The 16,845-nt window shown below is 68.4% G+C and carries 14 protein-coding genes and 1 pseudogene; 11 read left to right on the plus strand and 4 right to left on the minus strand.

The genetic code is table 11. The annotated features are described in order from the left end of the window. The first annotated feature begins 382 nt into the window (after positions 1 to 382). From WDC87_RS11590 to ubiM, 4 genes are all read left to right on the plus strand, one after another. Positions 383 to 1,546, plus strand: coding sequence for a hypothetical protein (locus tag WDC87_RS11590; protein WP_061479514.1), 1,164 nt, complete (start codon positions 383 to 385; stop codon positions 1,544 to 1,546). Between the two features lie 59 nt (positions 1,547 to 1,605). Continuing rightward, entirely contained in the window at positions 1,606 to 2,151 is a 546-nt protein-coding gene (locus WDC87_RS11595; protein WP_088496919.1) for a DUF4019 domain-containing protein, read from the plus strand. An 11-nt stretch (positions 2,152 to 2,162) separates the two neighbouring features. Beyond that, positions 2,163 to 2,552 (plus strand): MAPEG family protein, encoded by a 390-nt coding sequence (locus WDC87_RS11600; RefSeq protein ID WP_072166838.1) that lies wholly within the window; start codon positions 2,163 to 2,165, stop codon positions 2,550 to 2,552. A gap of 79 nt (positions 2,553 to 2,631) precedes the next feature. Then, positions 2,632 to 3,810, plus strand: coding sequence for a 5-demethoxyubiquinol-8 5-hydroxylase UbiM (gene ubiM / locus WDC87_RS11605; RefSeq protein ID WP_252745338.1), 1,179 nt, complete (start codon positions 2,632 to 2,634; stop codon positions 3,808 to 3,810). Positions 3,811 to 3,821: 11 nt separating this feature from the next. On the opposite strand, the gene WDC87_RS11610 is transcribed toward ubiM, so the two are convergent. Next, positions 3,822 to 4,043, minus strand: coding sequence for an RNA-binding S4 domain-containing protein (locus WDC87_RS11610; RefSeq protein ID WP_014036469.1), 222 nt, complete (start codon positions 4,041 to 4,043; stop codon positions 3,822 to 3,824). Positions 4,044 to 4,311: 268 nt separating this feature from the next. On the opposite strand from WDC87_RS11610, the gene WDC87_RS11615 reads away from it, so the two are divergent. The 6 genes and pseudogenes from WDC87_RS11615 to WDC87_RS11640 all read left to right on the plus strand — a co-directional run bounded on the left by WDC87_RS11615 (position 4,312) and on the right by WDC87_RS11640 (position 13,912). Beyond that, a complete protein-coding gene (locus tag WDC87_RS11615) occupies positions 4,312 to 6,258 on the plus strand; it encodes a DEAD/DEAH box helicase (protein ID WP_053497041.1) in 1,947 nt (648 codons plus the stop codon). A 218-nt stretch (positions 6,259 to 6,476) separates the two neighbouring features. Continuing rightward, positions 6,477 to 8,901: pseudogene (locus WDC87_RS11620) on the plus strand (EAL domain-containing protein). Between the two features lie 108 nt (positions 8,902 to 9,009). Then, positions 9,010 to 10,674: a GGDEF domain-containing protein gene (locus WDC87_RS11625; protein WP_252745335.1), complete on the plus strand. Its 1,665-nt coding sequence runs from the start codon at positions 9,010 to 9,012 to the stop codon at positions 10,672 to 10,674. A gap of 34 nt (positions 10,675 to 10,708) precedes the next feature. Then, positions 10,709 to 11,431, plus strand: coding sequence for a pseudouridine synthase (locus WDC87_RS11630; RefSeq protein WP_019659152.1), 723 nt, complete (start codon positions 10,709 to 10,711; stop codon positions 11,429 to 11,431). A 132-nt stretch (positions 11,432 to 11,563) separates the two neighbouring features. Continuing rightward, positions 11,564 to 12,634 (plus strand): sensor domain-containing diguanylate cyclase, encoded by a 1,071-nt coding sequence (locus WDC87_RS11635; RefSeq protein WP_252745334.1) that lies wholly within the window; start codon positions 11,564 to 11,566, stop codon positions 12,632 to 12,634. Between the two features lie 117 nt (positions 12,635 to 12,751). Then, positions 12,752 to 13,912: an AAA family ATPase gene (locus WDC87_RS11640; protein ID WP_252745333.1), complete on the plus strand. Its 1,161-nt coding sequence runs from the start codon at positions 12,752 to 12,754 to the stop codon at positions 13,910 to 13,912. A gap of 30 nt (positions 13,913 to 13,942) precedes the next feature. On the opposite strand, the gene WDC87_RS11645 is transcribed toward WDC87_RS11640, so the two are convergent. Then, a complete protein-coding gene (locus WDC87_RS11645) occupies positions 13,943 to 14,890 on the minus strand; it encodes a DMT family transporter (RefSeq protein ID WP_252745332.1) in 948 nt (315 codons plus the stop codon). 79 nt (positions 14,891 to 14,969) lie between these two features. On the opposite strand from WDC87_RS11645, the gene WDC87_RS11650 reads away from it, so the two are divergent. After that, on the plus strand, positions 14,970 to 15,584 hold the full coding sequence (locus WDC87_RS11650; RefSeq protein WP_072166832.1) for a Pr6Pr family membrane protein: 615 nt from the start codon (positions 14,970 to 14,972) through the stop codon (positions 15,582 to 15,584). Here the strand turns inward: WDC87_RS11650 and WDC87_RS11655 are convergent. Together WDC87_RS11655 and WDC87_RS11660 are read right to left on the minus strand one after the other, a co-directional pair. Then, positions 15,505 to 16,377 (minus strand): DUF72 domain-containing protein, encoded by an 873-nt coding sequence (locus WDC87_RS11655; protein ID WP_252745331.1) that lies wholly within the window; start codon positions 16,375 to 16,377, stop codon positions 15,505 to 15,507. The two genes, WDC87_RS11650 and WDC87_RS11655, sit on opposite strands and share 80 nt — an antisense overlap. Further along, the gene (locus WDC87_RS11660) at positions 16,374 to 16,817 is read right to left on the minus strand and encodes a VOC family protein (RefSeq protein ID WP_072166830.1); all 444 of its coding nucleotides are present in this window, start codon (positions 16,815 to 16,817) and stop codon (positions 16,374 to 16,376) included. Before WDC87_RS11660 ends, WDC87_RS11655 begins: the two co-directional genes overlap by 4 nt. Positions 16,818 to 16,845: the final 28 nt, after the last annotated feature.

Genomic DNA, 16,845 nt, shown 5'->3' on the forward strand with positions numbered 1-16,845 from the left:
AACAGCAAAGGTGGTTTCCGAGGGTTGGCGGGATGGATCCCCTTGAGGGGGGCGCTGCAAGTCCCCCTCCGGGGCCCGGCCCAGCCGCTGGCGGCTGGGCGTTCGGGCGCTTGCGAAGCAGTGCTTCGCAAACAAAGCGCCCTCACCCATGGAAGCTCGGTCGCGCCATCCATGGCGCTCACGCCCCTGCAACCGGACCCACCCCGCCTTCGACAGGTTCATGCGACCTGTCGGGCGAGCGTTCTGCGCTGCTGTTGGTGGGTGTCGACCTTGGTCGACACGCTTTTTCCCCAAGGGTCAGAAGGGGTTCATCACCACGCACTGAATGCGCGGCCTGGACGGGTAGACTGTGGCTCCTGCTCACTTGAAGACTGGTTGCCCGATGTCCGCCAAACGCCGCTGGTTGCCCCTGTTGTGCCTGGCCCTGGCGGGCTGCAGCCAGCTGGAGAATCCGGGCAATGTGACTGCTGCCGACAAGGCGGCGCGGGCGCCGGCCAGCGATGGCGAGAACATGGTGTCGATCAATGCGGCCGATGCACCGCCACCGCCAGCGCCGCCGCGCAGCCAGGCGGATCGGCCGTGGCCGCAGGCGCAGCTTGAGAATGGCCGTGCCTGGGTCAGCTGCAGCACGGAATATGCTGGCGATGCCGGCGACGGTGTCGAGCTGGAAGGCCTGCAGCGCGAGCAGATCACCCAGGCGCTGGCGCCGTGCGCCGAGCGCGGCCTGATGCGCGTGCGTTACGCCGGCAAGATCAATCCGGGCTTCGCCGAGATGATGTGGCGACTGGCCGTGGTTGCTGACGAGCAGAAGATCCACAAGCGCATCCTCGATCTGGATTCCAGCGGCGGCCAGGTGGAATCGGCGATCGTTGCCGGTGACAGCATCGGTGAATCCGGCTGGACCATCTGGGTGCGCGAAGGCTCGATCTGCCATAGCGCCTGCGTGTTCGTGCTGGCCGCCGGCGACAACCGCCTGCTGTCGGGCAAGGTCGGCATCCACCGCATGATGCGCATCAGTTCCAAGGCCACCTCGCGCGCCGAGCTCAACCGCGAGCTGCACGAGGTCTACGACAACGTGAAGGACTACCTGCAACGCAACGGCGTGGCGGTCGGTGTGGCCGATCTGATGATGACCGTGCCCAACCGCAGCCTGCGGCTGCTGACTCCGGACGAACTGCGCCAGTACGGCCTGGATGGCACCAATGCGGTGCAGGACGATCTGGAACGGATCAAGCAGATGCGTGCCTGCGGCGACGATTTCGTGCAGCGCAAGGACGCGTTCCTGGTCGCCTTCGACCAGCAGTGCAAGCGCGAAGGCGCCGACATGGAGTCGATCAACAGCTGCGGCCAGGCGTTGAAGCAGCGCTTCGGCTTCCCGGACGCGGTCTGCCCCGACGAAAGCCCGCTGTCGGAGATCGATGTGGCGACGCTGCCACCAGCGCCGCCGGAGCCGCCGCCGGTGGCCGAACAGGCGCCAGCAGAGACCGGCACGCCGGCCGCGCAGGCCGATGCGGCGGCGGTGGAAGGCAACGCCCACGCGCGCTGACGAACCGCTCACTGCGCTGGCGTAGACTGCGGTCCTTTCCTCCAGAACCGGCGGTGTCCATGAAGCGCGTGCTCCTGCTGCTGTCCCTGCTGCCCCTGACTGCGTTGGCGCAGGTACCTGCGCCGGCCACGCCGGCACCGGCACCCGCGCGCCCGGCCCCGGCATCGCCGGCGGCCGCGAAGCCCGCCACGGCAGGTGCCCCGGCGTTGACCGCTGCGCAGCAGGCCCAGGTGCAGAAGCAGGACGCGGAAATGGGCGCGGCTGCGTTGAAGGCGGCACAGCTGGTCGATGCCAACCGCGCCGGCGAATTGTGGGATGGTGCTTCGGCCGTCGCGCGCCGTGCGGTGCCGAAGGCCACCTTCGTCAGCCAGTTGGCCGCCGAGCGCACGCGCCTGGGTGCGCTGGCCGGGCGTGGCCAGCCGACCATCACCCGGGTCAAGTACAGCCCCGGCGCCGCAGTGCCGGAAGGGCTGTACATCAACGTCAGCTTCCCGACCCGTTTCGCCAACAGCGCGCAGCCGGTGCGCGAGCTGGTCTCGTTCCGTTTCGACGAGGACCAGGTCTGGCGCCTGGCCGGTTACAGCCTGCGCGCGTCGGCGCCCTGAGGAGATGAACGATGGCAACTGAGCTGACGATGCTGGCCTGGTCGGTGCTGCTGGGCTTCGTCTACATCTTCGCCACCTCCACCGTGGTCACCCGCGAGCGCGGGATGAAGTGGAATGCCTCCGCACGGGATGGCAATTCAAAGCCGCTCAGCCCGCTGGCCGGCCGCCTGCAGCGTGCGCAGTCCAACTTCCTGGAAACCTTCCCGTTCTTCGCCGCTGCCGCCATCGCAGTGGTCGTGGCCGGGCGCAGCAACGACACCACGGCGCTGGCTGCGCAGGCCTACGTCTGGGCGCGTGTGGTCTACCTGCCGCTGTATGCCGCGGGCGTGCCCTACGTGCGCAGCCTGGTCTGGCTCGTATCGCTGCTGTCGATCCTGGCGCTCGTGTTCGCACTTCTGTAAGTCGGCCTGATCCAGATCAAGGCCGCTCAGGCGCGCGGCGCTATGCTGGCCCGGACTGAATCAACGGCAGGAGGCGCGCATGCGCAGGATGGACGTGGTGGTGGTCGGCGCCGGACCGGCGGGCCTGTGCTTCGCGCGTGCGCTGGCCGGCAGTGGCCTGCAGGTCGGGCTGGTCGAAGTGCAGCCGCGCCAGGCCCTGGCCGACGCCGCCTTCGATGGCCGCGAGATCGCGCTGACCCATGCCTCGCGGCAGAGCATGGAGCAACTGGGGCTGTGGCAGCGGCTGCCGCAGGCCGAAGTCGCCGAGCTGCGCGATGCCAGGGTGATGAACGGCGGCTCGCCGTTCGCGTTGACCTTCGCCAGCAGCCAGGTTGATGGCCAGCCGCTGGGCTGGCTGGTGCCCAACCACCTGATCCGCCGCGCCGCCTGGGATGCCGTGCAGGGCCAGGATGCGCTGGAGCTGTTCGATGGGCGCAAGGTGCTGGGCGTGCAGGCCGATGCGCAGGGCCAGGTGGTCAGACTCGATGACGGCAGTCAACTGCACGCGCGCCTGCTGGTCGCGGCTGACAGCCGCTTCTCCGCCACCCGCCGCATGCTTGGCATCGGTGCGCAGATGCGCGACTTCGGCAAGTCGATGCTGGTATGCCGCATGCAGGTCGAGCGCGACCATCACCATACGGCCTGGGAGTGGTTCGGCTACGGCCGCACCATGGCGCTGCTGCCGCTCAACGAGGGCCAGGCATCGGCGGTGATCACGCTGCCGCCGCGGCAGATCGGAGAACTGCTGGCGATGGACGAGGTGGCTTTCGGTGAGGCCATCAGTGCCTGCTTCGAGCATCGGCTGGGCCGCATGCAGCCGGTGGCCACACCGCAGGCGTATCCGCTGGTGGGGGTGTACGCGCACCGTTTCGTCGGCGAGCGTTCCGCGCTGATCGGCGATGCCGCGGTGGGCATGCACCCGGTCACCGCGCACGGCTTCAATCTGGGACTGGCCAGCGCACAGCGGCTGGCACAGGGCATCGTCGCGCAGCAGCGGCGCGGTGCCGACATTGCCGCCGCCGGCATGCTGGCCAGCTACCAACGCGGTCATCGGTTGGCGTCGCGGCCGCTGTACGAGGCCACCAACGCGATCGCCAGCCTGTACACCGACGATCGTCGCCCGGCACGCCTGCTGCGGGCCGCGGGCCTGCGCCTGGCGCAGGGCGTGGCGCCGTTCAGGCAGCTGATCGCCTCGCACCTGACCCAGCGCGTGGCCTGAACACCCTCGGATCAGCCAGCGGCCAGCACGCGGATCTGGCTGTCGGCGAACTCGACCACCTGGCCTGCGCGGATCTTGCAGGCCTTGCGCAGTTCGACCTCACCGTCGACCCGCACCTGGCCCTCGCTGATGACCATCTTGGCCTCGCCGCCGCTGGTGACCAGGTCGGCCAGCTTCAACAGCTGCTTGAGTTCGACGTAGTCGCCGTCGAGGTCGAATTCGAGAATCTGCATGGAGCGAGGGGTCCTGGAAAGAGGGCGCAGGCCAGCGGCCGGGCCGGGGAGAGGGCGCGTATTGTGCGCCAGCACGGGGCACGACGGCACGCACATGGAAAGCTGTACGCCTCGTTCAGGATCAATGCGGTATCATTCCGCTCTGAGCGAGTGAAATCTCCTCCGACCGAGCAGCGCCAGGGCACGCGATAAGAAGGGCGCCCAAAGCGCGGACCATCACCCTTTTTATCGCACTGCCAGGAAGACGGCAGTGCCTTCGGAGTTCCCCATGTCCCAAGATTCCCAAGCGCCGCTGCAGTTCGCGCAGCTCGGCCTGTCCGAGCCCGTGATGCAGGCGGTCACCGCCATCGGCTACGAAACCCCGTCGCCGATCCAGGCCGCCACCATCCCGGCGATGCTGGAAGGCCGCGACGTGCTGGGCCAGGCCCAGACTGGTACCGGCAAGACCGCTGCGTTCGCACTGCCGGTACTGTCCAACATCGACCTGCAGCAGATCAAGCCCCAGGCCCTGATCCTGGCGCCGACCCGCGAGCTGGCCATCCAGGTTGCCGAGGCATTCCAGTCCTATTCGTCGAAGATCCCGGGCTTCCGCGTGCTGCCGGTGTACGGCGGCCAGCCGTACGGCCAGCAGCTGTCGGCCCTGCGCCGTGGCGTGCACATCGTGGTCGGTACTCCCGGCCGCGTGATCGATCACCTGGACCGCAGCACCCTGGACCTGTCCGAGCTGAAGACCCTGGTGCTGGACGAAGCCGATGAAATGCTGCGCATGGGCTTCATCGACGATGTGGAAGCCGTGCTGAAGAAGCTGCCGGAGCAGCGCCAGGTGGCCCTGTTCTCGGCCACCATGCCGCCGCAGATCCGCCGCATCGCGCAGACCTACCTGCAGGACCCGGTGGAAGTGACCATCGCGGCCAAGACCACCACCTCGGCCAACATCCGCCAGCGCTACTGGTGGGTGAGCGGCATGCACAAGCTGGACGCGCTGACCCGCATCCTGGAAGTCGAGCCGTTCGACGCGATGATCATCTTCGCGCGCACCAAGGCCGGCACCGAAGAACTGGCCAGTAAGCTGCAGGCGCGTGGCCTGGCCGCTGCCGCCATCAACGGTGACATGCAGCAGGCCCAGCGCGAGCGCACCATTGCCATGCTGAAGGAAGGCAAGCTGGACATCCTGGTCGCCACCGACGTGGCCGCCCGCGGCCTGGACGTGGAGCGCATCAGCCACGTGCTGAACTACGACATCCCGTACGACACCGAGAGCTACGTGCACCGCATCGGCCGTACCGGCCGTGCCGGCCGCAGCGGCGAGGCGATCCTGTTCGCCACCCCGCGCGAGAAGGGCATGCTGCGCCAGATCGAGCGTGCCACCCGCCAGCCGATCGAAGAGATGCAGCTGCCGAGCGTGGAAGCGGTCAACGACACCCGCATCAACAAGTTCACCTCGCGTATCAGCGAAACGCTCGGCGCCGGCGGCCTGGACTTCTACCGCCAGCTGCTGGAGCGCTTCGAGAACGAGCAGAACGTGCCGGCCATCGAGATCGCCGCCGCGCTGGCCAGGATGCTGCAGGGCGATACCCCGTTCCTGCTGCAGCCGCCGGTGCGTGCCCCGCGTGAAGAGCGCGCGCCGCGCGAGCGCTTCGACCGTGGCGACCGCCCGGAGCGTGGCGATCGCTTCGACCGCAACGAGCGGGGGCCGCGCTTCGAGCGTGGCCCGCGTCGCGACGACGCCGAAGGTGGTTTCGAGCCGCGTCCGCGCCGCGAGGTTCCGCCGCGTGGTGCGCCGGAGCAGGGCATGGAGACCTACCGCATTTCGGTGGGCCACCAGCACGGCGTGAAGCCGGCCAACATCGTCGGCGCCATCGCCAACGAAGCCGGCCTGGAAAGCCGCTTCATCGGCCGCATCGACATCCACGACGACTTCTCGCTGCTGGACCTGCCGGCACAGATGCCGCCGGACGTGCTGTCGCACCTGCAGAAGGTGTGGGTGTCCGGCCAACAGTTGCAGATGCGTCCGCTGGCGGCCGGTGAAGAGATCAACCCGGCCCCGCGTCCGTTCAAGCCGCGCTTCGACAAGCGTGGTCCGGGCGGCCCCGGTGGCCCGCGTCGTGGTGGTCCGGGTGGTCCGGGTGGCCATGGGGGCGACCGCGGCGGTGACCGCGACAGCCGCCCGCCACGTCGTGATGGCTTCAAGCCGCGCGGCCCGCGCAGCTTCTAAGCCGCACCCACAGCCGTCCAGAGCGACGCCGGCCCCCGGGCCGGCGTACAGGAAAAGGGGACGGAGGGGATTAAGTCGTCTATGGCAGGCCATGCGCCTATGCCGAAAACGACTTAATCCCCTCCGTCCCCTTTTTCGCACGGTCAACACATTGCCGGTCATAGGCTGGTCCGGTTCCAAAGGAGGTTGTCACCGCAGCACATTCGGGGGGATCCGGGATGGGTAGGAGTGGCACGGACCAACACAGCCGGCGGGTGCCGATGACCCGGGGGCTGGGACTGCGATTTGCGTTGTTGACCGGCATGGCGATCGGACTGGTCGCACTGTCGGCGTTGATCCAGGAACTGCAGGCGGCCTCCACCGCCTGGATCGCCGGCCAGGGATACTGGTCGCGCGGTCAGCAGGATGCGACCGCCGCGCTCAGTCGCTACCTGGCGCGCGGTGATGCCCAGGACCTGGACGATGCACGCCAGGCCCTGCAGGTGCCGTTGGGCGATCTGCAGGCGCGCTTGGCGCTGGAACAGGCGGAGCCTGACGAAGAGAAGGCCCGGCAGGGCTTCCTGCAGGGGGGGCAACGCGCACGCCGACATTCCGCGCCTGGTGTTTTCGTTCCGCTACGCGCGCGATATCGGTGCCTTCCGCGAAGCGACCGCGTTATGGCGGCAGACCGACGGGGACCTGATGGCGCTGCAGCGCCTGGTCGATGAGTTGCAGCGGCGGCACGACGGCGGCCTGGTGCCCGTTGCCGCACGCGACCACTACCTGCAGCAGCTGCGTGACCTGGACCAGCGGATGAAGGTGCAGAGCCAGGCGTTCTCGCAGGCGCTGTTGCGGATGGCGACGCTGGTGAGGCTGGCCACGCTGATGGTCGCGGGCCTGTCGGTGCTGGCGATCAGCCTGATGGCGGTGGCCCTGGCGCGCCGCGTCGGCAAGGACCTGACCGAACACGAGAGCCGCTTCCGCGCAGCGTTCTACCAGGCCAACGTCGGCATGCTCAAGCTCGATACCGAAGGCAAGGTGATCGAGGCCAACCAGGCGATGGCCGACATCCTCGACCATCGTCGTGACATGCTGCTGCAGCTGTCGCTGGCTGACCTGCTGATGGACGGCGAGCTGGTCATTGATGGGGTGGGGCGCATCGATTGGGACCGCCAGCTGCGCCCGAGCGAACTGCGCTTCCGCCGTCGTGATGGCAGCCTGGTCTGGGGCCGCTGGAGCGGCACCGGTGTGCGCAGCGCCGGCGGCGGCCTGTCAGTGTTCGCGATCATCGAAGACGTCAGCCAGAACCATGCACTGGCGCGCGAGATCGAGCACCACGCCAGCCATGACCCGCTGACCGGCCTGATCAACCGGCGCGAGATCGAGCGCCTGCTGGAACGCGCACTGCTGCAGGTGCGCAGCGAAGGTGGCACGCACGCGCTGTGCTACATCAACCTGGACCATTTCAAGCTGGTCAATGACAGCTTCGGCCATGCCGCCGGCGACCAGATGCTGCGCAGCTTCGCCGATTACCTGGTGGCGGCGGTGCGCGATGGTGACTGGGTGGGCCGGCTGGGTGCGGACGAGTTCGCGGTGTTCCTCGCCCATGCCGGGCAGGACGAGGCCAAGCGCGTGCTGCAGCGGGTGATCCGCAATCTGGGGCAGGCGACGTTCCCGGTGAGCGAGGGCAGCCCGCAGTTGAGCTGCAGCATCGGCGTGGTCGAGGTCAGCGCCGATGCACCGGATGTGAACTGGTTGATGAGCGCCGCCGACAGTGCCTGCTATGCGGCCAAGCAGGCCGGGCGCAACCGCGTGCACTGCTTCAACGAGAACCGCATGGCGCTGGAGGAACGGCGCCGGGAAGCCGAGCGGCTGCAGGGCGTCAGCCTGGCCATGGCCGAGAACCGCATGGTGCTGTATGCGCAGCGCATCGCCCGCGTCGGCGATCCCACCTACCTGCACTATGAGGTGCTGGTGCGCATGCGCGGCAGCGATGGCAGCCTGCACCTGCCGGGCCAGTTCATGCCGGCGGTGGAGCGCTATGGCATGGCCGTGGCGCTGGACCGGCACGTGCTCGGCCTGCTGTTCCGGCACCTGCAGGTGTGCCCGGCGCATGTGCGGCAGCTGGGACTGTGCAACGTCAACGTGTCGGCGCAGTCGATCGCCGAACCCGGCTTCCTCGCCTTCGTCTGCGACCTGCTGGAGCGCAATCGCGCGCTGGCCTCCAAGCTGTGCTTCGAAATCACCGAGACCGCCGCAATCAGCAACCTCAGCCAGGCGCGCGCGTTCATCGATGCGGTGAAGGCGCGCGGCTGCCGGATGGCGCTGGACGATTTCGGCTCCGGGCTGTCCTCGTTCGGCTACCTGCGCCAGCTGCCGGCCGACATCCTGAAGATAGACGGGGCCTTCGTGCGCGACATGGATACCGATCCGGTCAGCCACGCCACCGTGCGCGCGATCAGTGAACTGGGGCGCGAGCTGCAGATGGAGGTGGTGGCCGAATGGGTAGAGACCGCCGAAGTCGCCGCCGCGCTGACCCGGCTTGGGGTGCAGGGCCTGCAGGGCTATGCGGTCGAGCGGCCGCAGCCACTGGAACGGATGACCCTGACCGACCTGCGGCCGGTGCGTCTGGTGGCCGTGAAAGGTCCTCCCGCCGCAGGTTGAACGCCGTCGGCGACTTTGGTCTACACATGCGTTGCAGCCGCGGCTGCGATAATGCCCGCCAGGGGCGACGCGCAGTGGGCGCGGGCGTAAGCAGGAACAGGACGTGGCGTGGGCGGCAGGCAGTGGCAGTACGGAACAGGGGCGGTGCTGGTCGTGCTGCTGGTGTGGTTGGCGACGCCGTGGCCACTGTGGGCCGCTGCCGTCGAAGCCGGCCGCGATTACCTGCTGGTCGGCGCAGCCACCGATGAACCCACTCCACATCGCGCATGCACGCCGGACATGCTGGCCGGTCACCGGCAGCAGGTGCAGGTGCCTGCGCCGCCGGGCGGCTGGTCGGGGCAACCGCAGGCCCTGGACGTGTTCAATGTGTTCGCTGGCGAAGTCCGCGTGCAGTATGGCGATCGCGAGATCTGCGGCAACATGCACGATGCCCGTACCCGAGACTCACGCTTCCGCGCAGGCATCGGGCTGGTGGCGGTGCCGCAAGCGGGCAGTCACGATCCATTCCTGGTGTCGTGGCAGACGCCGTTGAAGGCGCGTTGGGTACCCACCCTTCGGCTGGGCGCGCCCAGTCCCGTGCAGCAGAACGATACCGCCCGCCTGCTGGTGCGCGCGGCCTGCATCGCCGTGGCGATCGCACTGGCGTTGTCGGCACTGATGGCCTTCCTCACCACCCGCGACCGCAGTTTCCTGGTCTACATCGCCGGTACCACCGTGCTGGTGCTTTGGCAGGCCATCCTCGGTGGCCTCAGCGGCTATCCGGAACCCTGGTTGCCGGTGGGCGAGCGCGGTGCCTGGTGGCTGCTGGTGTTGACTGCGGCCACGCAGGCCCTGGTGCTGCCGGCGCTGTGGCGGCTGAATGGCGGTGATCGCCTGTTGCCGCGTTCGCGTCCGTTCCAGCTGCTGGCGCTTTGGGGATTGCTGGTGTTGGCTGCACTGGTGCCCTGGCTGCCATGGGACAGCCTGGCCTGGGTGGCGCAGGGCCTGCAGGTGTCCTATCTGCTGGGCTGTGGCCTGGCGTTGATGGCAGGGGTGTGGGCACGGCTGCGCGGTGACCGCTGGGCGCAGGCGGGGCTGGCGGCGCTGGCGCCGATGCTGGTGTTGATCCTGGCCGACGCCTGCCGCGCGGCGTGGTTGCTGGAATACCGCGTGGAGGCCCTGCAGCTGGCGGTGACCTGGCTGCTGATGATGGCCGCCTACGCACTGAACCAGCGGCTGGGTCGGCTGCGCCAGCAGCGCGATGAACTGCGCCAGCTGGCCGAGACCGATGGCCTGACCGGCCTGCCCAACCGCCGTGCCGGCCTGCAGCAGCTGGCACGCCACCTGGAGCAGGTTGACCGCGAACGTGGCCCGCTGGTGATCGGCTTCCTCGATATCGATCTGTTCAAGGACATCAATGACCGCCATGGCCACGCCGTGGGGGACCAGGTGCTGGTGGCGGTGGCGCGTGCATTGCGTGCCGCGGTACGCAGCCAGGACCAGGTAGTGCGGATGGGCGGCGAAGAGTTCCTGCTGCTGATGCCGGGCATGCCCCGCGAGGCGGCGTCGGCGCGCCTGGATCGCCTGCGCCGGCACATCACGGAGGCGGCCCGGGCGCTGCAGGTGCCCGGCCTGGAGGTCACCGCCAGCATCGGCCTGGCGCAGTGGCGGCCGGGCGAGGACGATCTCGCCGCGCTGCTGCGCCGGGCCGACCATGCCATGTACGTGGCCAAGCGTGCCGGCCGCAACCGGGTGTTCGACGGCGAAGAACTCGATCCACCCGGCCTGGCATGAAGCGCGGCGGGCGGCGATGCCGGATAATAGGGCGATGACCACCCGACTCAACAAACACATCGCCGACACCGGCTTCTGCTCCCGCCGCGAGGCCGATCGCCTGATCGCCGCCCGCCGGGTCACCGTCAACGGCCATCCGGCCGGCACCGGCGCGGTGGTGGGCGAGGAAGACCAGGTGCTGGTGGATGGCCAGCCACTGCGCGCGCGCGTGGCCCGCAAGCCCGGCGCCCGCCGCCACGTCTACATCGCGCTGAACAAGCCGGTCGGCGTCACCTGCACCACCGAGACGTCGGTCAAGGGCAACATCGTCGACTTCGTCGGCCATGAACAGCGCATCTTCCCGATCGGCCGCCTCGACAAGGACTCCGAAGGCCTGATCCTGATGACCAGCAACGGCGACATCGTCAACCAGATCCTGCGTGCCGAGAATGGCCACCAGAAGGAGTACCTGGTGGCGGTCAACAAGCCGGTCACCGATGAGTTCCTGCGCGGCATGGCGCGTGGTGTGCGCATCCACGACCAGATGACGCTGCCATGCAAGACTTCGCGCATCGCCAAGTTCGGTTTCCGCATCACCCTGCAGCAGGGCCTGAACCGGCAGATCCGCCTGATGGCCGCCGAGTTCGGCTATCGCGTGACCCAGCTGCGCCGCGTGCGCATCGACAACATCAAGATTGGCGCGCTGAAGCCGGGCCAGTGGCGCAACCTGACCGAGCAGGAGCTGCAGGGCCTGCTGCCGAAGCAGCTGGACTGGTAGTGCCCGCCGCTGGCCGGCTGCAATGGGCGCGCGAGGTATCCGGGATGCCGGCCAACGGCCGGCACGACCTGCCATGCGGATTGCGCACCGGCTTCCGCTAGACTTCGCGGTGACCTGCCGACGTGACGTTGCATGATCAAGCCCGACAAGCCCGCCAACGAAGCCCTTCGGCTCGAGGCGCTGTACCGCTACCGCATCCTCGATTCGGAGCGTGAAAAATCCTTCGACGACCTGGTGGTGATCGCCAAGGCGGTCTGCGGCACCTCGATGGCGGCGGTGACCCTGATCGATGTCGAACGGCAATGGTTCAAGTCGATCCAGGGCATCGATGCGGCGGAAAACCTGCGCAGCGAATCGATGTGTGGCCATGCCATCCTGCAGCCGCAGCAGATCATGGTGGTCGAGGATGCGCTGCAGGATGTGCGCTTCCACGACAATCCGGTGGTGGTCGGCGATCCGCACATCCGCTTCTATGCCGGCGCGCCGCTGATCAGCTCCGACGGCTTGCCGCTGGGTACGCTGTGCGTGTTCGACGCACAGCCGCAACACCTGGCCAGCGACAAGGCCGAGGCGCTGGCCGCACTGTCGCGGCAGGTGATGCTGGTGATGGAGTTGCGCCGTTTCGCGCTCGACATCCAGAACCACATGCTGGAACGCGATGATTATGAGCGCCTGCTGTCGGAGTACCACGACGTGCTGCTGGCGCAGAACGCCGACCTGGCCGAGCAGAGCCGCACTGATGCGCTGACCGGCCTGCCGAACCGCCGCGCGATGGCAGCGGCGCTGGACGAGGCCGTGGCGATGACCGGGGAGCAGCCCGCTGAGGCCTGCGTCGCGCTGCTGGACATCGATCACTTCAAGCACATCAACGACTTCCAGGGCCACGCCACCGGCGACCGCGTGCTGGCCGAACTGGGCGCGCTGCTGCGGTCGCACTTTGCCGGCCGTGGCATGGCGGCGCGCTATGGCGGCGAGGAGTTCGTGGCAGTGATGCCCGCAACCGACCTGCGCACCGCCGAACTTCAGTGCGAGTTCCTGCGCCTGGCCGTGGCCGACCTGCCACTGGGCTTCCCGGTCACGATCAGTATCGGCATCGCCCAGCACCAGCCCGGTGAAAGCTTGGACGACACGCTGGCACGTGCCGACAAGGCGCTGTACCGGGCCAAGGGCAATGGCCGCAACCGGGTGGAAGTAGCGGGCTGAAGCGCCCCTCCCGGTAGATCCACGCCATGCGTGGATGCTCTTCCCGATTCACATCGCGTCGCAGCGCCTGCGATCAAGAGCGGGCAGCATGACGCCCTGTTTTCCCGGACGCCGACCATGTTGCAGACCCTGGCCATCGCCCACTATCGCTCGCTGCACGGGTTGGTATTGCCGCTGCAGCAGTTGAATGTGGTGACCGGCGACAATGGCAGTGGCAAGTCCAGCCTCTACCGCGCGCTGCGCCTGCTGGCCGAGACCGCGCAGGGCGGCGTCGCGGCGGTGCTGGCCCGCGAAGGTGGGCTGGGCTCGGCGCTGTGGGCGGGCCCGGAAAAAATAGACCGTCGGGTTGCTGCCGGCGAAATCGCCTTGCAGGGCGGCCCACGCCAGGAATCGGTGGGATTGAAGCTCAGCTTCACCACCGACGAATTCGGCTACGCCATCGATCTCGGCTACCCGCCGCCCAGCCGTTCGGCGTTTGCGCTGGACCCGCAGATCAAGGCCGAGGCGATCTGGGCGGGGCCGTTCCTGCGCAGCGCCAACCAGCTGGTCGATCGTCGCGGGGCGATGGTGCGGCAGCGCGATGCGCGCGGTTGGGATCTGGTGGATGACCGGTTGTCGCTGTTCGACAGCCTGTTCACCCAGGTCGGCGATCCGCAGCGCATGCCCGAAACGATCACCTTGCGTGAGTACATCCGTTGCTGGCGCTTCTATGACCATTTCCGCAGCGATGGCGATGCCCCGGCGCGGCAACCGGCGATGGCCACGCGCACGCCGGTGCTGCATCACGATGGCCGGGACCTGGCGGCGGCCTGGGTGACCATCCTCGAGATCGGCGACCCGGTTGCGTTGGCACGCAGCGTCGATGACGCGTTCCCGGGCGCCACGGTCGATTTCGAGGCGCTGGATGGACGCTTGGCGCTGCGCTTCCACCAACCTGGGTTGCTGCGGCCATTGTCGATGGCCGAGCTCTCCGACGGCACGCTGCGCTTCCTGCTGCTGGCGGCGGCGCTGCACACACCACGCCCACCGCCGCTGATGGTGCTCAACGAACCGGAGACCAGCCTGCACCCGGACCTGCTGCCGGCGCTGGCGCGGCTCATCATCGCAGCCAGTGCGCGCAGCCAGGTATGGGTGGTGTCGCACGCCAGCCGGCTGATCGCGGCGTTGGAACAGGCGCCAGGGTGCCATTCGCTGCATCTGTACAAGGAACAGGGCCGCACGCTGTTGAGCGGGCAGGGCCTGCTGGATGCGCCGGCCTGGCATTGGCCGCAGCGCTGATGCGGCCATCCACGCCATGCGTGGATGCACTCAATCGGCGATGTTGCGCGCTTCGGCCGTGCCGAGGATTTCCGGATGCTGCACCGGCTTGCGGCGGTTCAGCAGCGGATGCAGGAACACCGCGCCGACGATGATCGCCACGCCCAGGTAGAACCTCGGGGTGACTTCGTGCTGCTCGCGCAGCAGCACCACCGCCAGTACCACCGCATAGACCGGCTCCAGGTTGGTCACCAGCTGCACCGTGTAGGCGCTCAGGTGGCGTAGTGCGACCAGGGCCAGGGCGAACGGCAGCAGCGTGCAGAATCCGGCCAGCACCAGCAGCAGGATCCCGTCGTGCAGATTCGGGACCACCCACAGCGGGCTGGCCAGCGCCGGCAGCAGATAGGGCATCAGCGGCGCCAGCAGGGTCAGTGTGAGGGTGCCGGCACCCAGCTCCAGCGCGGTGACCGTGAGCGGATCGGCATGGCTGACCATGCGCTTGTTGAGCGAACCGAACACCGCCACCAGCAGCGCCGAGATCGCGCCGATCAACACACCCAGGCGCATGCCATCGGGCACGCCACCGACCACCAGCGCAACACCCGGCAGCACCGCCAGGCCAAACGCCAGCTCACGCAGCTGGAACGGCCGCTTGGCCACCCACGGCTCGATGATCGAGGTGAACACCGGTGCCAGTGCGATGCAGGTGGCAGCCACCGAGGCATTGGCCAGCTTCACCGCGCCGTAGAACGTCAGCCAGTGCAGGGCGACCAGCGCGCCGATACCGGCGTAGCCGGCGACCAGCCGCGGGGGCAGGGTGCGCAACCCGCGCCAGACCCGCGGCAGCAGGGCCAGCATCGCCGTCACCAGCAGCATGCGCCACCACACCAGCGGCAGTGCGGGCAGGGTGATCAGCTTGCCGAGGATGGCCGTGATGCCCCACAGCAGGACACAGAAATGGATCTGCCACAGCGCTTTGCGGGTGTCGGGTGTGCTCATCGGCCTATTGTGAGGCAATCGTATGGTCGCCGGCGACGCCTGTGGCATGCTCGCGGAAACTCCTCAGGGGAACCCTGCAATGGCTGCCAACCGCTCCGCCCTGCGTGCATGGGCAGCACTGACTGCACTGGTGGCCGCCACCGCGTTGCTGCTGCAATACCTGTTGCTGCTACGCGGCCCCGGGGCGGCTGCCGGGGTCGGCATGGCGACACTGCGCTTCGTTGGTTACTTCACGATTCTCAGCAACCTGGCGGTGTGCCTGGGATGCGTCAGGCTGATCCGTGCGGGTGTGCTGGACACGACTGTCGCCGCGGTGATCGCGTTGTGCATCGGGGTGACCGCGTGCATCTACGTGCTGGCGTTGCAGGGGCTGTGGCAGCCCACCGGGCTGCAATGGTGGGTCGATGCCGGCCTGCACTACGCTGTGCCGGCGCTGTATCTGCTGGGGTGGTGGTGGCTGCTGCCGCATGGGGCGCTGCGCTGGCGCGCGCTGGGCGGTGTGCTGCTGGTACCACTGGTCTACCTCGGCTGGGCGATGCTGGTCGCTGCAATGACCGGACAGGCGCCGTATCCGTTCCTCGAACTGCAACGCCTGGGGCTGGCGGCCTTCCTGCTCAACGTGCTGCGCGTTGCGGGCGTGTTCGTGGTGGGGTGGACCCTGCTGTGGGGGCTGGACCGCTGGCGCCGTCGATGAGGCGCTGCAGGGCCATCGCTGCGGCCGGGTTGCGGGCCTTGCCGGCACCGATGCACAGCAGGTAGACCCCGCGCGGGGTTTCCGGGGCGGGCGCGGCCAGGCAGGGCAGGTCGTCCACCGGCTCGCCGCGTGACCAGCGTCGTGCGCGTTCAGCCCAACGCTGCTGCACGGACGCAGGCAGGCCCTCATTCAAGCGGGCCTGGCTGCGCTTGATCCGCGCGTAGACGAAGCCCGCACTGACATCGCCATGCAATGGCGCCTCGTCGCTGTCCTCGATCACCAGCGCCACGCCGTGGCGGCGCGCGGCGGCGACCAGAGCCGGTCCATGTGCCTCGGCGTTGCGCACTTCCAGAGCGTGCTGCAACGGCACGCCCTCGAGCTGCTTCGGCAGCTGCGCCATGAGCGCTTCCAATGCATCGGCGTCGGCCGGATGGTGCGGATCGAACTGCCACAGCAGCGGGCCGAGCCGGTCACCGAGCGCAAGTGCCGCCTGCAGGAACGGCGTGGCCGCTTCCACGGTGCTGGCCAGGTCGCGGCGCTGCACCAGGTAGCGTGGCGCCTTCATCGAGAAACGGAAGCCTTCCGGCGTCTGCGCGGCCCACTGCGCGCACTGGGCCGCAGTCGGCGTGCGGTAGAAGGTGCCGTTGATCTCGATGCAGCGCAGGGCGCGGCTGGCATGGGCCAGTTCCTCGCGCTGCGGCAGTCCCACCGGATAGAACATGCCGCCGCGCCACTCAGGAAACACCCAGCCGCCAATACCGCAGCGGATCGCCATCTGGCCGGCAGCGGTCACTGGCTGTGGTCCTCGCGCCAGGGGTCGTAGCTGCCGAACCACCACAGGTAGCCTTCAGGATCGGCACAGGCATAGCCGCGGCCGCCGTAGTCCTGGTCGGCAATGTCGATGACGATGCGCGCTCCAGCCGCCTTGGCCCGCGCATAGTGCGCATCGACATCGGTGACGATCACGCAGGCACTCTGGGTCTGGCGGCCGCCGACTTCTCCGGGCAGGACCGCGTGTTCGCTCCACGCGCTCTGGTTGTTGGCCGAGCCGAGCATGATCATGCCGTTGCCGAAGGTGAGCTGGGCATGGAAAACCGTATCGCCATCGGCATGCACGGCCTGGGCATGGAAGCCGAAGGCCCGTTGCAGCCAGTCGATGGCGGCCAGCGCGTCGCGGTAGCGCAGGCACGGAATGATGGTGGAGCCATTGCTTGGTTGGCCGTTCCCGCCCATGACACCCCTCCTATGGCACGGGGCAGGG

The sequence above is a fragment of the Stenotrophomonas maltophilia group sp. Smal12 genome (assembly GCF_037079935.1).
GTDB classification, from domain to species: Bacteria; Pseudomonadota; Gammaproteobacteria; order Xanthomonadales; family Xanthomonadaceae; genus Stenotrophomonas; species Stenotrophomonas sepilia.

What these genes read in the sequence shown, in the direction of transcription:
- WDC87_RS11590 (WP_061479514.1), top strand. Translation starts at nt 383, where the DNA reads ATGTCCGCCAAACGCCGCTGGTTGCCCCTGTTGTGCCTGGCCCTGGCG.
- WDC87_RS11595 (WP_088496919.1), top strand. Translation starts at nt 1,606, where the DNA reads ATGAAGCGCGTGCTCCTGCTGCTGTCCCTGCTGCCCCTGACTGCGTTG.
- WDC87_RS11600 (WP_072166838.1), top strand. Translation starts at nt 2,163, where the DNA reads ATGGCAACTGAGCTGACGATGCTGGCCTGGTCGGTGCTGCTGGGCTTC.
- ubiM (WP_252745338.1), top strand. Translation starts at nt 2,632, where the DNA reads ATGCGCAGGATGGACGTGGTGGTGGTCGGCGCCGGACCGGCGGGCCTG.
- WDC87_RS11610 (WP_014036469.1), bottom strand. Translation starts at nt 4,043, where the DNA reads ATGCAGATTCTCGAATTCGACCTCGACGGCGACTACGTCGAACTCAAG.
- WDC87_RS11615 (WP_053497041.1), top strand. Translation starts at nt 4,312, where the DNA reads ATGTCCCAAGATTCCCAAGCGCCGCTGCAGTTCGCGCAGCTCGGCCTG.
- WDC87_RS11630 (WP_019659152.1), top strand. Translation starts at nt 10,709, where the DNA reads ATGACCACCCGACTCAACAAACACATCGCCGACACCGGCTTCTGCTCC.
- WDC87_RS11635 (WP_252745334.1), top strand. Translation starts at nt 11,564, where the DNA reads ATGATCAAGCCCGACAAGCCCGCCAACGAAGCCCTTCGGCTCGAGGCG.
- WDC87_RS11640 (WP_252745333.1), top strand. Translation starts at nt 12,752, where the DNA reads ATGTTGCAGACCCTGGCCATCGCCCACTATCGCTCGCTGCACGGGTTG.
- WDC87_RS11645 (WP_252745332.1), bottom strand. Translation starts at nt 14,890, where the DNA reads ATGAGCACACCCGACACCCGCAAAGCGCTGTGGCAGATCCATTTCTGT.
- WDC87_RS11650 (WP_072166832.1), top strand. Translation starts at nt 14,970, where the DNA reads ATGGCTGCCAACCGCTCCGCCCTGCGTGCATGGGCAGCACTGACTGCA.
- WDC87_RS11660 (WP_072166830.1), bottom strand. Translation starts at nt 16,817, where the DNA reads ATGGGCGGGAACGGCCAACCAAGCAATGGCTCCACCATCATTCCGTGC.